The 14495-nt window shown below is 68.1% G+C and carries 16 protein-coding genes; 8 read left to right on the top strand and 8 right to left on the bottom strand.

The genetic code is table 11. The features are described 5' to 3' along the window. Positions 1-98 precede the first annotated feature (98 nt). From QJS31_RS12190 to QJS31_RS12180, 3 genes are all read right to left on the bottom strand, one after another. Positions 99-1388 carry a hypothetical protein gene (locus tag QJS31_RS12190; RefSeq protein ID WP_306356722.1) on the bottom strand — a complete coding sequence of 430 codons (1290 nt, stop codon included), beginning with the start codon at positions 1386-1388 and terminating at the stop codon, positions 99-101. Continuing rightward, entirely contained in the window at positions 1385-2578 is a 1194-nt protein-coding gene (locus tag QJS31_RS12185; RefSeq protein WP_306356721.1) for a hypothetical protein, read from the bottom strand. Before QJS31_RS12185 ends, QJS31_RS12190 begins: the two co-directional genes overlap by 4 nt. A gap of 61 nt (positions 2579-2639) precedes the next feature. Continuing rightward, the gene (locus QJS31_RS12180; RefSeq protein WP_282781941.1) at positions 2640-3227 is read right to left on the bottom strand and encodes a CGNR zinc finger domain-containing protein; all 588 of its coding nucleotides are present in this window, start codon (positions 3225-3227) and stop codon (positions 2640-2642) included. 82 nt (positions 3228-3309) lie between these two features. On the opposite strand from QJS31_RS12180, the gene QJS31_RS12175 reads away from it, so the two are divergent. The 3 genes from QJS31_RS12175 to QJS31_RS12165 all read left to right on the top strand — a co-directional run bounded on the left by QJS31_RS12175 (position 3310) and on the right by QJS31_RS12165 (position 5081). Continuing rightward, complete coding sequence (locus QJS31_RS12175; protein ID WP_306356720.1) at positions 3310-4485, top strand: epoxide hydrolase family protein; 1176 nt, start codon at positions 3310-3312, stop codon at positions 4483-4485. Between the two features lie 68 nt (positions 4486-4553). Continuing rightward, positions 4554-4928, top strand: coding sequence for a hypothetical protein (locus QJS31_RS12170; protein ID WP_306356719.1), 375 nt, complete (start codon positions 4554-4556; stop codon positions 4926-4928). 12 nt (positions 4929-4940) lie between these two features. Further along, positions 4941-5081 (top strand): hypothetical protein, encoded by a 141-nt coding sequence (locus QJS31_RS12165; RefSeq protein ID WP_282781936.1) that lies wholly within the window; start codon positions 4941-4943, stop codon positions 5079-5081. A gap of 299 nt (positions 5082-5380) precedes the next feature. Here QJS31_RS12165 and QJS31_RS12160 read toward each other — a convergent pair whose 3' ends face one another. Further along, the gene (locus QJS31_RS12160; protein WP_306356718.1) at positions 5381-6793 is read right to left on the bottom strand and encodes an RNA polymerase sigma factor; all 1413 of its coding nucleotides are present in this window, start codon (positions 6791-6793) and stop codon (positions 5381-5383) included. A gap of 146 nt (positions 6794-6939) precedes the next feature. Continuing rightward, the gene (ppgK, locus tag QJS31_RS12155; RefSeq protein ID WP_282781932.1) at positions 6940-7698 is read right to left on the bottom strand and encodes a polyphosphate--glucose phosphotransferase; all 759 of its coding nucleotides are present in this window, start codon (positions 7696-7698) and stop codon (positions 6940-6942) included. A 141-nt stretch (positions 7699-7839) separates the two neighbouring features. On the opposite strand from ppgK, the gene QJS31_RS12150 reads away from it, so the two are divergent. Continuing rightward, positions 7840-8766 carry an inositol monophosphatase family protein gene (locus QJS31_RS12150; protein ID WP_372341546.1) on the top strand — a complete coding sequence of 309 codons (927 nt, stop codon included), beginning with the start codon at positions 7840-7842 and terminating at the stop codon, positions 8764-8766. A 345-nt stretch (positions 8767-9111) separates the two neighbouring features. On the opposite strand, the gene cei is transcribed toward QJS31_RS12150, so the two are convergent. Further along, positions 9112-9786, bottom strand: a complete 675-nt coding sequence (gene cei, locus QJS31_RS12145) for an envelope integrity protein Cei (RefSeq protein ID WP_306356717.1) — start codon at positions 9784-9786, stop codon at positions 9112-9114. Between the two features lie 379 nt (positions 9787-10165). On the opposite strand from cei, the gene QJS31_RS12140 reads away from it, so the two are divergent. After that, positions 10166-10468 carry a DUF4193 domain-containing protein gene (locus tag QJS31_RS12140; protein ID WP_029924101.1) on the top strand — a complete coding sequence of 101 codons (303 nt, stop codon included), beginning with the start codon at positions 10166-10168 and terminating at the stop codon, positions 10466-10468. Between the two features lie 224 nt (positions 10469-10692). Here the strand turns inward: QJS31_RS12140 and QJS31_RS12135 are convergent, their stop codons facing one another. Next, the gene (locus QJS31_RS12135) at positions 10693-11163 is read right to left on the bottom strand and encodes a DUF3093 domain-containing protein (protein WP_039815563.1); all 471 of its coding nucleotides are present in this window, start codon (positions 11161-11163) and stop codon (positions 10693-10695) included. 82 nt (positions 11164-11245) lie between these two features. Between QJS31_RS12135 and dut the strand changes: the two genes are divergently transcribed. Both dut and QJS31_RS12125 read left to right on the top strand, forming a co-directional pair. Continuing rightward, positions 11246-11746 carry a dUTP diphosphatase gene (dut, locus tag QJS31_RS12130; RefSeq protein WP_029924103.1) on the top strand — a complete coding sequence of 167 codons (501 nt, stop codon included), beginning with the start codon at positions 11246-11248 and terminating at the stop codon, positions 11744-11746. A gap of 5 nt (positions 11747-11751) precedes the next feature. Further along, positions 11752-12645, top strand: a complete 894-nt coding sequence (locus QJS31_RS12125) for a DUF3710 domain-containing protein (RefSeq protein ID WP_282786026.1) — start codon at positions 11752-11754, stop codon at positions 12643-12645. 450 nt (positions 12646-13095) lie between these two features. On the opposite strand, the gene QJS31_RS12120 is transcribed toward QJS31_RS12125, so the two are convergent. Beyond that, on the bottom strand, positions 13096-13821 hold the full coding sequence (locus QJS31_RS12120) for an alpha/beta fold hydrolase (RefSeq protein ID WP_306356716.1): 726 nt from the start codon (positions 13819-13821) through the stop codon (positions 13096-13098). A 141-nt stretch (positions 13822-13962) separates the two neighbouring features. Between QJS31_RS12120 and QJS31_RS12115 the strand changes: the two genes are divergently transcribed. Further along, complete coding sequence (locus QJS31_RS12115; RefSeq protein WP_029924106.1) at positions 13963-14355, top strand: OB-fold nucleic acid binding domain-containing protein; 393 nt, start codon at positions 13963-13965, stop codon at positions 14353-14355. Positions 14356-14495: the final 140 nt, after the last annotated feature.

Genomic DNA, 14495 nt, shown 5'->3' with positions numbered 1-14495 from the left:
TTAGGGCGAGGGTGAACATCTTATCGTGGCTTACGGCCCCTCGTACGGGGAGCGAGGGCTGATTCTTGAAGGCTGTAGGCAGCGCCCTGGTTGCTGATTCAGGCGGGGTGATCGCCAGGACCGGCGTCGTCGCCCTCAGCGTGGTTCGACAAGAGGTCCGCGATGGTCACGGCCTCCGGAAGGGTCCACGTCGTGGCCTCCGCGGCGAGTAGCAGTTCCCACGACGGTGCTCCGGCTTGTGCACGGGTCGCGGCGTCGGAGCGGACTCTCAGGGCGAGCATGCCGATCCGCATGAGCACGGGAATATTGAGATGTCGTGCGGCGACGACGGTTTCACCGGCGATGGCTGCTGCGGCGGTCTTCGACACACTGATCGCTCCGGCTGCGGCGTGCGCGGCCAGCAGCAGTTCTGTGCGGTTGGCTGTCGCCGAGGTGGTCAGGCGTGCCGTGCCTGTGGAGCGATAGGCGCGCAGGTGGGTGTGGGTTCGGATGATGGCCTCCGTTGCGAGCATTCCCAGTCCGGGAGTCAGCATGCCGGAGCGGAGATTCAGCCCGTCACCGGAATTCGTGCCGGCGTAGACGTCATTGGCGAACTTCCGCAGGTCGTGGTTCGGCATCTCGCAGAGGAGCGTCCAGCCCGGCAGCGGAAGGTTCATCGGTGTGACGAAGTCGGCTGCCCAGTGCTTCAGCAACAGCGCGACCGCGAGATGGGGTTCGGGTGCTTGCGCGAACGGCAGTCCGGAGCGCGTCGCCGTGACGTGTTCGATCATCCGTTGTCCGTCGTTCCACCAGGTTCCTTCGAACGTTCCGGTGCGGATTTGCTCGAGTGCGGTGAAGAAGCGGCCGATGTCGTGGCCCGCGGACCGGGCGCGATGCGCCGGACCACCGAATTTCGGGCCGGTGTAGTCGATGGGAAGTCGGGCGGTCTCCCTCTCCCAGCGGCGCAGCAGGTCGCTCTTCTTCAACACGGACAGGCCATTGAGGACTGCGGCGTCCACATGGTTATCGTAAAGGTTGCCGAGTGCGCCGATGAGCCCGGAGATTCCGACGACCACCAGATCACTTCGTTCCCATGGAATCCGTTGGGCCGCCCGCCATTCATCGAGCTGTTCGAGCGCGATCGGGTCGAGTATGTCGGATAGTTCGGGCTCACCCCATCCTTCGGCCGCTCGACGATCCTCATGACGGGCCGTGAGTTCGGAATAGGTGAGGTCGGTCGGAGTACTCGCTACGCGCTCCCTCGCCGCATGGTCGGTCGGCTGGTTGGAAAGCGCTGACGCGGCGATTATTTCGATGTCGTCGAGGTCGCGCGTGAGTGCGTCCAGGTTGCCGATGTAGGCGTCGTCGATCGGCGGGATCCGGTCGCTGGAATCGCGGTCGGTGCTCACGCGGCGTCCTCGAGGTCGTCTGCGAGGTTGGCGACCCCCTGGGCGAGGTTCTCGACGGTCTTCTTCTCGCCCTCGAGATCGTCGAGTTCGGCGAGCAGAGCCTGGAGTTCGTCGTTCTCGGGTCCGGTGACGCGCTCCTTGAGCCGGTCGGCGACGACCCGGAAGCGGGCGACGCGATCCTCGGCCGCGAGGCGCTGCCCCCGCTCCGCGTTCAGCTCCGCCTGCTTGATCTCGAGCTGCGCACGGAGGGCGTCGATTCGCTCGGCGAGAGCCACGACGGTCTTGCCGAGGTTGGTGACCCGTTCGCGGAGGCTGACGATGACCGCCTTCGCCGCTTCCTCGTTGCCGTCGACATCGCGAAGTACGAGTTGGGTCACGACGTGGAGCCGGATGGCGTCGGCTGCGATGCGAGCCGCCGTGAGCCCGGATACCTTACCCGCGAGCGTGACCGCTCCGGCTCCCACCGCACCACTGAATCCGGTGATCAGGGCCGCCCCACCGGCCATGCCGAGACCACCGGCGGCAATGGAACCGCCGCCGATCGCGGCCAAGCCCGCAGACGTCGCGGCCGCACCCGAATAGCCGAGCACGAGCGCCCCGTACGCTCCCCCGATCGCCGGTGCGGCGAGACCTCCGGTCAGGATGCCGAGCCCGAGACCGGCCCCGGCGAGGAGCGCGTACTTGCCCCAGCTCCCCGCCTTCGACAGCGTCTTGATTGCGTCCCTGTATGCGATTTCCACCGCGTGCAGATCTTCGGGATGCAGCGGGTCCAGGGATCGATGAGCGGCGGTGAGAGCCTCAGTGCGAACGGTCTTCTCCCACTTGCCCTCGACCCACGGCTCGAAGCCATACAGGTCGATGAGCAGCAGCAGGGCTCGTGACCTTCGCGTTACGACCGAGAAGATCTCCGGCCCAGCGGATTCGAGGGCTTCGAGGTTGGGAGATTCGCCCTCCACCACGATCTGGTCGACGGCCTCGGCGACAGCGGGCGACCAGTCCTCCCGATTGCGCTGCATGATGGCCGCAACCGCATTGTCGCGGAACGAATTGCGGACCTCGCGCTTGGACGGTAGGTGCTTGCCCTTCGATGCTGCGATGTCGCGCTGCATCATCCGGTATTGCCACACCGTGAGGATGAAGTCCTCATCGGGCGTGAGCTCGAGCTTCTTCTGCACCAGCACCGCGTCCATGCGCTCGACAGTAGCGAGACGATCCGACCGGAAACGGCAGTTCCGAGCGACGGATTGTGAACTACGTTTCAGACTGGCCGACGAAATCGATGCAGTCGCGCTGGTTCGCGATGAAGCGCGCCTTCTTCTGCCGGTTCCCGCAGGTATTCATATCGCACCATCGGCGGGTGCGGCTTCGGCTGGTGTCGAAGAAGGCGGCTCGGCAGGTGGGGGAGGCGCACAGGGCCAGTTTTCCGTCTCGTTCGCCCGCCAGAATGCCGATGGCGTCGGCGGCGATCACGCCCAGGGCGTCTTCTACGCAGGACGATGAGCTGAGTCGCCATTGCCGGGTGCCCTCGGGGGTCAGGATCGGTGCGGCTCGGCCCTGCGTGCTGCGGTCATTGATGATGTGGACCGCTGCTACCGGGAGCGGGGCGTTGCTGGCGGCCGCGGTTGCCGCGGCGTGGATGGATTCCCTGAGTTCCCAGGCGAGTTCGAGTTGGGCGGCGGTGCAGGAATCCACGGCCAGTCCGCTCACCACCAGCCAGTCGACGAGTCGCTGCGGGGTGGGGATGCGCTCCACGGGGTTGCCGTGACGTTCCGACAGCGTCCCCGTGAAGCTGGTCGCCAGCACAGTGCCGAGACGGAATTCGGGGAACCGGGGAGCCATGGAACCACCTTAGCCGGTTGCGCGTCGAGATTCGGCCGTGTTAGAACCGGCTATGCCGGTTCCACGATGGCCAGGAGGTCTCATGTCCCGACCGACCAGCGATGTGCGGGTATTCGAAGCCCACGCACCCGACGCCGAACTCGACGAACTGCGCGCGCGTTTGGCCGCGGCGCGACTACCCGAAGCCGAGACGGTCCGCCGCCCCGCACCCGACCCTCGCCGTTGGGGCCAGGGCGTGCCCCTCGCGGATCTCGTCGATCTCGTGGACTACTGGCGCACCGGATACGACTGGCGCTCGTTCGAGGCGCGCCTCAACCGGATCGGCCAGTTCCGCACGACCATCGACGGCGTGGGGATTCATTTCCTGCACCGCCGATCCACGCGCACGGATGCCACCCCGCTGCTCATCACGCACGGCTGGCCGGGCAGCATCGCCGAGTTCGTCGATGTGGTGGACGAGCTGGCGGAACCGAAAGACGTTGCGGCTCCGGCATTTCACGTCGTAGTACCGTCGCTACCCGGATTCGGCTACAGCGACAAGCCCGCCACCACCGGATGGGGCATCGAAAAGATCGCTGCCGCATGGGTGGAACTGATGGGCAGACTCGGCTACCGCGAGTTCCTGGCCCACGGCGGCGACTGGGGCGGAGTGATCACCACGGTCCTCGGCGGCAGATTCCCCGACCACGTTCTCGGCATCCACACCGTGACCCCGCAGGCCCCGCCCGGATTGACCACGGACGGGCTGACCGCGACCGAGCGCGCCTGGACCGAGGAAACCCGCGATTTCTGGGGCAGCCGCCGCGCGGCGTACGCGAAGCAACAGGCGGCCCGCCCGCAGACCATCGGCTACTCACTCGTCGACTCCCCGGTCGGCCTGCTCGCTTGGATCCTCGACAAATTCGCCGAGTGGACCGATACCGAAGACAGCCCCTTCGAGGCGATCTCCCGGGACAGAATCCTCGACGACGTCACCCTCTACTGGCTGACCCGGACCGGCGCCTCGGCGGCCCGCATCTACTACGAGAGCCACAACTCACTCGACCCCGAACTGCGCGTCGACGTCCCGTCGGCGATCACGGTGTATCCCCGTGATATCGAGAAGTGCCCGCGCCCCTGGGCGCAGCAGCGGTTCCGGCGGATCGTGCGATGGACCGAACCCGACACCGGGGGACACTTCCCGTCGCTGGAGGTACCCGAGTATTTCGTCGAGGATCTGCGAGCAGGTCTCGCGGCGGTACTGGCCGCTGGTCGGTGAACGCGGCTCGGGGCGAGACAAGATGCCGGGCATGCTGTTTTCGCGTTGTCATGCGGGACAATCCGCATGTGGCGGGTGTTGATGACGAGACCGACGCTTTCCTGACGACCCGACTGGCCGATTCGGCCCTCATAGGTCAGGACCACTTCCTACTCACCCCCGAGGAGAGCGGAGCAATCCGCGCTTACGACTACAACTTCGAACAGATCAACAGCGCGCTCTGGGACGGCGGCGAGAGGTCGCCACTGGTGGCGCGCTACATCGGCCTGATCAGGTCGGGTCTGGCGAAGTACCCGCTTCTCGAGCAGGTGCGTGTCACCCGCGAAGCTGTCGCTGCCGACTTCGGCATCGTCGATGAGGAATCAACCTACGCGCTGGTTGAGGAGGAGATCAGGCACCGAGGGTTCATGTCGACGTGCGGCCTGGCATCCAAGGATTCGTGAGGGAGGCGTGACATGGGAGCCTTGACGCAGGAGACTATGCGCGTCGAGCGCGTGCAGCTGACGCCTGAACAGCGCGAAGAACGGCGCCGTGAGGCCGAGAAATTGGGTATCAAGATCCGTAAGCGCAGCGCGACCGGCAAAGCCGGCAAGTAGCCAGGATCCGAAAGCTGTCGCGAACCCGCGGAGCAGGAGTCTCCAAGGAACCATCTGAACCGACTACGTATCGGCAGAGACTACGGCGCGGAACAACGAGGGCCTGATCGAGTTGGTGCGCGAACTACTCGCGGAACCCACGTCGACTCCCTGTCCCGTACGCGCTTGGCACCGTCCCCGTGAGATGAGAACTCCTGTGGCGCGGGGCGTTCTGTACGTCGCGGGATGTAACGCTGTACTCCGCGTCGAATACGGCTCGGGCCGCAGAACTACTGCTCTGCGGCCCGAGCCGTGCGGAACTAATCCAGATAATCCCGCAAGACCTGGGAGCGGCTCGGGTGGCGGAGCTTGCTCATGGTCTTGGATTCGATCTGGCGGATGCGTTCGCGGGTGACGCCGTAGACCTGGCCGATTTCGTCCAGGGTGCGGGGCTGGCCGTCGGTGAGGCCGAAGCGGAGGCGGACCACGCCTGCTTCGCGCTCGGAGAGGGTTTCCAGGACGGACTGGAGTTGGTCCTGGAGGAGCGTGAAGCTGACGGCGTCCACCGCGACGACCGCTTCGGAGTCCTCGATGAAGTCACCGAGCTGGCTGTCGCCCTCGTCGCCGATGGTCTGGTCCAGGGAGATGGGTTCACGCGCGTACTGCTGGATCTCGAGGACCTTCTCGGGCGTGATGTCCATTTCCTTGGCGAGTTCCTCGGGGGTGGGCTCGCGGCCCAGGTCCTGGAGGAGTTCGCGCTGGATGCGGCCGAGCTTGTTGATGACCTCGACCATGTGCACCGGGATGCGGATGGTGCGGGCCTGGTCGGCCATGGCGCGGGTGATCGCCTGCCGGATCCACCAGGTGGCGTACGTGGAGAACTTGTAGCCCTTGGTGTAGTCGAACTTCTCGACGGCGCGGATCAGACCCAGGTTGCCTTCCTGGATCAGGTCCAGGAACGCCATGCCGCGGCCGGTGTAGCGCTTGGCCAGCGAGACGACCAGTCGGAGGTTGGCCTCCAGCAGGTGGTTCTTGGCACGGTTGCCGTCGCGCATGATCCAGTTCAGATCGCGGCGCAGCTGGACGTTGAGCTTCTCGCCCTTGTCCGCGTACTCCCGGATCTTCTCCGTGGCGTACAGACCGGCCTCGATGCGCTTGGCGAGTTCGACCTCCTCCTCGGCATTGAGGAGGGCGACCTTGCCGATCTGCTTGAGGTAGGCGCGGACCGAGTCGGCGGAGGCGGTGAGTTCGGCGTCCTTGCGGGCCTGTCGCAGCGCCTCGGACTCCTCCTCGTCCCAGACGAAGTCGCCGGACGCCTTGTCCTTGGCGGTCGGCTCGTCGGCCTCCTCCTCGGCCTCGGCTTCGGCCTCTTCGGCCTCCTCCTCGACCTCGTCCTCGACTTCGAGTTCCTCGTCGCCGAGATCCTCCTCGTCGACCTCGAGGTCACCCAGGTCGTCGATTTCCAACGACTCGTCGTCGAGGTTCTCGGTCTCGGCGCCGTCGGCGCCCTCACCGGCCTTCTTGGGGGCCGCCTTCTTCGCGGCCTTGGTGGCCTTGGTCGCCTTGGCGGTCTTCTTCGCGGCGGTCTTCTTGGCCGCCGTCTTCTTGGCAGCGGCCTTCTTGGCCGGAGCCTTCTTAGCGGCAGCCTTCTTGACCGGCCGTGCTGCGGTGGTGTCTGCGGAGTCGGCAGCGTCGGCCGATTCGGCGGTCTCTCGGGTATTCGTGGCTACCACGTACGCCCTTTCGTGACGGTTTCGTGCGGCGTCACGCCAGAGTGGTCATCCGGCGGAGCGGTTCGGTCGGGGGTTCCGGCAATCGCCGGGTTGGCTTTCCGGCTCACCGCCGGGCTTGTTCCATTGTAACGATCGAACCTGGCTGCTTACGGTGCGATACCGGCATCGACGGCCATGGCGGCTCCGACGATGCCCGCGGTGTTCTTCAAATCGGCCGCCACCACGGGGGTTCTGTTGGTCAGCAACGGGATCCACTGCTCATAATCCCGACTGATCCCGCCGCCCGCCACGAAGACATTCGGCCAGAACAGATTCTCCAGGGTGACCAGCACCTTGCTCACCTCCTCGGCCCACTGCGGGTAGGTCAGGCCGAGTCGATCCTTGATCGACGCGGCGGCGAGATGCTCGGCCTCGCGGCCGCCGACCTCCACGTGCCCGAGTTCGGAGTTGGGCATCAACACGCCGTTGTACATCACCGCCGATCCGATACCGGTGCCGAAGGTGAGCAGCACCACCAGACCGGTCAGTTCCTTCGCCGCGCCGTAGCGGTCCTCGGCGAGTCCGGCGGCGTCGGCGTCGTTGAGCACGGTGACCTCACGGCCGCCCAGCGCCGCGGAGAACAGGGCGCGGGCGTCGGTGCCGATCCAGTTCGGATCGATATTGGCGGCGGTGCGGGCGATGCCGCCGATCACCACGCTCGGCAGGGTGATGCCGACCGGTCCCTCCCATCCGGCCTGGGCGACCAACTTCGCCACCGCCTCGGCGACGGCGTTCGGGGTGGACGGCTGCGGCGTCGGGATCTTGATGCGCTCGTGGGCCAGTTCGCCGTCGGTGAGATCCACCGCGGCCCCCTTCACCCCACTGCCACCGATATCGATGCCGAACGCGTGCCCCCGAGCGGACATGACGACTCTCCTCGTTCTCTCCTGATAAGCCGGTACACCATCGTGGTCGCCCGCCACATCGCGTCCCGCACCGGCGTATGAGCTGTGTCGTGCCCGACAAGCCTAATGCGCGTTTCGCCGGATCTGTGCTGCGATGGATGCGTGCCGGACTCCGATTTCACTTCGACTTCCACTTCGACCTTCACTTCGACCGCATCGAACACCACCGACGACCCCGATGGGACCGATATCGCCGAACTGCGCCGGGTAGCGGTACTTCTGGCCGAGACAGCCGCCGCGCACGTGCGCTCCCGCCGCCCGGAGGTCTTCGGACCGCACGCCCGCGAATCGGACGCCGTGCAGGCCAAGAGCACGCCGACCGATCCGGTCACCGTCGTAGACACCGAGACCGAACAGTTGGTTCGCAAACTACTGGCCGAACTGCGCCCACACGATCGCGTGGTGGGGGAGGAGGGTGGCGGCTCACTCGACGGCGACGCCGTGCACTGGGTGGTGGACCCGATCGACGGCACCGTGAACTTCCTCTACGGCATCCCGGCCTACGCCGTCTCGGTGGCGGCAATGCGGGACGGGCGTTCGCTGGCGGGCGCGGTGGCCGACGTGGCGCACGAGGTGATCTACAGCGCGGGGCTGGGGCAGGGCGCGCACCGCCTCGAACCGGGTGCGGACCCGATCCCGTTGCGCTGCAACGCCGTGGACAGTGCCGCCATGTCCCTGGTGGCGACCGGCTTCGCCTACGCGCGGCAGCGCCGCACCCGGCAGGGGCAGTTGATCGCCGAACTGTTGCCGCATATTCGTGACATTCGGCGTGTCGGGGCGGCCGCGCTGGATCTGTGCATGGTCGCCGAGGGGCGCGTGGACGCGCACTACGAACACGGCCTGAATCTCTGGGACTGGGCCGCGGGAGCGCTCATCGCGGCGGAAGCCGGTGCGCGCCTGCGCCTTCCGGCCCCGGAAGCATCCGGAGCCGAGGGCGCGCTGATGGTCGCCGCCGCCCCGGGCATCGCCGATGAATTGTTCGGCCTGCTGGAGACACTGGATGCGACAGCGGACATACCGGAGCACTGAGGCATACCGGACGGCCGAAGGGCTGTACGGGACAGCCGGGGCGCTGTAGCGCACGGCTGGGGCGCTCTACCGGGGCGCACCAGCGTGCCGGACTCGAGCGCGGGTGCGCGGCGGCGGCTCGTGGCACCGCGCCCCACCCGGCTCATGATGACCTGCCCCGACCAGATCGTGCCGTCGCGTCCTGCCCGGCTCGCGACGACGCGATGCGCCCGCCTCGCCATGGCGGTGACACGCTTCCGATGCCCAGGGGACCGACCGGACAAGTGTGGGGGCCGTGAACTCGAGTTCACGGCCCCCACGTCGATCGGGAGAGAAGATCCGCTCGGCGGATCGGCAGGGCTCAGGTCAGCACTTGGCCGTCCGTGCCGCGTCGAGCAGTGCGGGGTCGATGGCCGGTTCGCTGCCCGGGGCGGGGTTCTTCAGCGACCGCAGCACCTCCTCGGCGTCGGTGCTGGGCCGCACGTCGCGGAACAGCGAGCCGAGCACCAGGTCCACGCTCTCGTCGGTGCGCTGGTCCTCGATGAGTTCGGCGCAGGGGGCCACCAACTGCACGGAGGCGGCGGCCGCGCGGCCGTTCACGCCGTAGCGGATCTGTCCGCTGCACTCCAGATCGCCGTTGACGTACACCGTATCGTTACCGAAAGCCTCTGTCGCGGGCGCGAATCCGAGATCGCTGAGCTGCGAGGCCACATGGGTGGCCTGGCCGCGCTGCCCGTTGGCGTTGAGTACGCGGACCTTGGTCTGGGCCAGCGCCGCCGGCTCCACATCCCGCAGCCGCGAGGGGGACACCCGCTGGCCCAGTTCGGTCGCCGCGGGGGCGTCGGTGCTCTGCGCGGGGCTGGGGGAGTTGCAGCTCATGGCGCCGGAGTCGCGCGCGTCCCGGGTGAGCGCGCCCCACCAGACGAGCAGGCAGATCACGGCGAGCGCACCCACCAGCGCCGCCCACGGTTCCCAGCGGCGTCGGATGAAGGGTCGGCCCTCGGAATCGGTCGCGGTGCCTCGAGTGATCAGTGAAACCACCCTCACACTCTACGAAAAGGTCTCGCTCACGGTGCGGAAGGTCTCGGCGAGTTTCAGCAACGGTGACGATTGCCCCTCAGTTTCGACTCGTGTGTGTTTTGATTGCGACTTTTGTCGTGGGGTCCGCTATTGTCTGGCGGCCAGATCGGATCATCCGAGGTGAATCGGGGGTGCGATTTCGGGAACAACAAGGGCATGTCCTGCGTTGACCGAGCGCGATCAGGGACGGATCCTCCGGGTCCGGACCGGTCAGTGACCGGTGTGCGTCGTGACGTACACCACGGGCGGGGCGGTGCACCCCGATCCGATTCCCCTCCAGGGGGTCGGTGAGATGTGCGTCGGTCCGGGATATACGGAGTAAGGACGAGGGGAAGACGACATGGCAACCGACTATGACGCACCGCGGCGCAGCGAGACCGACGAAGTGTCGGAGGACTCGCTGGAGGAGCTGAAGGCTCGCCGCAACGAGGCCGCGTCCGCTGTCGTGGATATCGACGAGTCCGACACCGCGGAGTCGTTCGAGCTTCCCGGCGCGGACCTGTCCGAGGAAGTGCTCTCGGTCCGGGTGATCCCGAAGCAGGCCGACGAGTTCACCTGCTCGAGCTGTTTCCTGGTGCACCACCGCAGCCGACTGGCCGAGGAGCACGGTGGCCAGCTGATCTGCATGGATTGCGCGGCCTGAGAGCCGGACACTGTTCGGCGAGGGGAATTTGGAGTCCGCGCTCGGACGGCCGAGCGCGGTCAGGACCGTGTCGAGTTCCGCAGCGCGGCTCGACCAGCCCAGGTCCACTGTGACCAGCGCTGCACGACCTCGTCGGGCCCACTCGGCGTGGCCCGACGCGGCAGGGGTTCGACCGAGCCCCGCACGACCTGCCGGGTCCACCAGCGCGGCCCGGCCGACGGGGGTCATCTACCGAGCGCTGCCAAGACCTTGTCGGGCCGACGCGTACTGACCAACCAGTACGGCGTCGGGTCGTCGGGGTCGTCCAGAACCAGCAGCACCATGGGGCCGATCCAGGCCCGATGCTGGACATAGGCGGCCGGGTCCAGCTGCCGGCCCAGTGCCGCGCTCTTCGCGCTGGCGGGCACCGCCGCCGCCCGCGCCACGAACGACGCGGGCAGATGCGCCCGGTCCGCACGTAGTTCCGGCACTCCGGCCGCGTCGCGCGTCACCTCCACGCGGTGTCGCGAAAACCACAGCAGCACCCACACCACTATCGGGAACAGCACCGCGTAGGGCAGCCATGCCCGCAATCCCGGTGCGCCCATGTGGATTTCGGCGGCCAGCAGCCCGGCCACGAGGAAGCCGGCCGGCCACCACCACAGCGGCACCCAGAGGCGCTCGCGGTAGAGGGTCGCGGTCTGCTGCTGTTCCATGGTCACCTGTGACGGGAGCTGGTCGGACACGACCCCAGACTAGGTCAAGGGGTGCGGCTCGGAACGCGTAGGCTCGGCATACGTGACCGGTATTCCACCTATTCCGTTGCTGCGGCTCGATCCCGGCATCCCCGTACCCACGCGCGCCCACGCCGGCGACGCGGGTGTGGACCTGTGCACCACAGAGGACGTCATCATCGAACCCGGGGAGCGGGTGCTCGTCGGCACCGGGATCGCCGTCGCTCTCCCGATGGGCACCGTGGGGCTCATCCATCCGCGGTCCGGATTGGCCGCCAAGCACGGTCTGTCCGTTGTCAACACCCCCGGCACGGTCGACGCCGGGTACCGCGGCGAGATCAAGGTGTGCCTCATCAATCATGATGTGCGTACCCCCATCGAGCTCCGGCGCGGTGACCGCATCGCCCAGTTGCTGGTGCAGCGGGTGGAGCTGGTCGACTTCGTCGAGGTGGAGCAGCTCGACGACACCGCTCGGGGCGCGGGAGGATACGGATCGAGCGGAGGGCACGCGAGCCTGTCCGAGGGGTCCGGTGGGGCGGGCGTGGCGACCGGCAAGGAGGCATGACGATGGTGTTCGGACGGAAGAGAAAGCGCTCCGACAGAGAACCGGAGGAGCGGTTCGACGACGAGTACGTCGACTACGACGAGTCCGAGTATCGGGACACCGACTACCAGGACGCCGGCTATCGGGACGCCGACTACGACGACGAGTACGCGGACGAGGCCGACAGCGGCTACGACGATGCCGCGGCCCACTTCGCCGAGCGCACCGGGCCCTACGACTACGACGACGTGGCCGAGTTGCTGGCGAAGGTCGCCGATCAGCGCCTCGATCTCGGCTCGGTGATCGTGCCGGTGCCGCCGGGCGGCCAGCTCCAGGTGGAGATGACCCCCGAGGGCAGCCCGCAGGCGGTGCACCTGGCCACCCAGCACGGTCGTATCACCGTCGCCGCCTACGCGGCGCCCAAGTCGCCGGGGCAGTGGCGGTCGGTGGCGGCCGATCTGGCGGAGACCCTGCGCAAGGACGGCGCGCAGGTCTCCGTACAACAGGGCCCCTGGGGTCGCGAGCTGCACGCGGTGACTCAGGGCGCGGATCTGCGCTTCATCGGCGTGGACGGCCACCGCTGGATGGTTCGCCTGGTCGCGGCCGGTCCCTCCGGCGCGGCCGATGAGGGCCAGCCCCTGGTGGCGGCGGCGCGGGCGATTCTGGGCGAGACGATCGTCCGGCGCGGCGACGAGCCGCTGCCGGTGCGCGAACCGCTGCCGGTGGTGCTGCCGCAGGAGCTCGCGGATCAGCTCGCCGCCGCCCACCAGCAGCAGCTGGCGGCGCAGCAGCAGGCGGTGGCGGCGCAGATGGCGGCCATGAACACCGGGCAGCATCCGGTGATCGCGCCGACCGAGCCGGACCAGCCGCGCCGCGGTGCCGAGGGTTCGGCCATGCAGCAGCTGGGGTTGAACGGCTGATACAACCCCGAACAGATAAGGGACACAGTGTGATACGGCCCGCTCACCGACGGTGAGCGGGCCGATTGCGATATCGGGCACAATGGGCCCGGTGAGCGGACCCGCTCCGCGGCGCTCGAGGACACGGTCGCCGCCAGCGGCAGGGGCAGGTGCCGGTCCAGATCGGCGGGCGCTGAGAGCCGGGGCGGACAGGACCACGCGGGTGGTGACGGTGCTGTTCGTGACCGCGCACCCGCGCACCCGCGGACGGCTTCGGCCACTCGCGTGCAGGGTCGGGGCGCGGCGGTCCGGAGTGCGCCGCACCCCGCTCCGGTGGCAGGTCGGTCATGTGGCCGCCCGGAGTCCATCGTCCACGTGCGGTGCATTCGCAGGCGGGCGTGGGCGTGGTGGGCGTGTTGTCGCGTAGCGAGTGCGGTCACGCGTGGGCCTGCATCGTGACTGTGGGATGGGTTACGCCGATGCGGTGGGGCGCACCGTGGTTCGCAGCAGCGCCGGGACGCCGCGGCGGCCCAGCACGCTCGGATCCGCGCCCAACTCGTCCAGGGTGATGCGGTGCAGCTCGGCGTGGGGCAGCAGGGCGGTCCACCGTTGCGCCACCGCGATCGGATGCACCGGATCGTCGACCGCGCCGATCACCGCCACCGGCGCGGTCACGCGCGCCAGCAGGTCCGGTTCGGGCCAGCCGTAGGCGGCGGCCTCGTCGAGGAAGTGCGGCAGTTCCGGCCACTGGGCGCGCCAGGAGCGGGTGAGGGCGTCGGCCAGCCAGGCCGGGCTGGAGGCGCGCATGCGGGCGGTCACGGCGTCGATTCCGTCGGCACGCAACTGGACGGCGGTGGCGGCGGCGGAGCGGGCGGCGGGGCAGTCGGCGGTGTCGGCTCCCGTCCACGCGGGCAGGGCGGCCACCACACCGGCGGTGCGGTCCGGATGGCGTGCGGCCCAGTCGACCGCGACGGCCGCGCCGAGTGAGATTCCGGCGATCAGCACCGGCCCGGAGCGGGCGGCGGCGTCCAGGGCGGCACGGTAGCTCGCGACCACGCCGCGCGCATCCGGGTCGACCGCGTGCAACGGCAGATCGAATGCGGCACAGGCGGTTTCGAAGGCGCGCCGGGCGAAGTGGGCGTCGGATCCGGTTCCGGGCAGAGCGACGGCGATCGCCGGACGGGGTAGATCGGGCACCCGGATGAGGCTACTCACGTCGGGCGCGCGTGGCGGGGGCAGGCCCACACCTCTACAGTGGCGGTGTACGGCCGAAGCCGGTCGTGTGGGAAACCCGACGACGTGAGACCCACGCCGTCTTGCTCTACAGGGAAGTGCGAGATGCCATCCTCGGGTGGGAAGGACACACCCTCCGGTTATTTCCGGCGGTTGAGCCGCCGGCTGACCGAGGACCTGGATCGATTGGACGCCGAGGAACTCGCCGAGACGTCGGAGGCGTCGGGGGCCTGTCGGGCGTCGGAGTGTCGACGGGGTGAAGAGGTCACCATGCTGGGTCGGCTGCGCAGTGTCGAAGCCTGTCCCAAGGCGGCCGGTGCGGAGGTCGAGGCGGAGTTCTTCGACGGCACCGACAGCATCGCCCTGGTGTGGATCGGGCGCCGCCGCATCCCCGGCATCGAACCGGGACGTAGGATTCTGGTCCGCGGCCGGATCGGTGAACGCGCCGGCGGCAAGGTGATCTACAACCCCTACTACGAACTCCACGAGAAATCCTGAGGCATGCCGATACCGAGCAGCGACGACAAGGGTACGAACTTCCGCACCGCCGGGCAGCCGGGCAGCGTCGACGACGCGGCGCTCGCCGCCGCCGAGCGGTCCATTTTCGATGGCGCGGACCAGGCCCTGCTCGCCGCTGC

The organism is Nocardia sp. CC213A (assembly GCF_030766805.1).
Lineage (GTDB): Bacteria > Actinomycetota > Actinomycetes > Mycobacteriales > Mycobacteriaceae > Nocardia > Nocardia otitidiscaviarum.
Note: the sequence above shows the minus strand (reverse complement) of the source record. Positions and strands in the feature narration are given on the sequence as shown.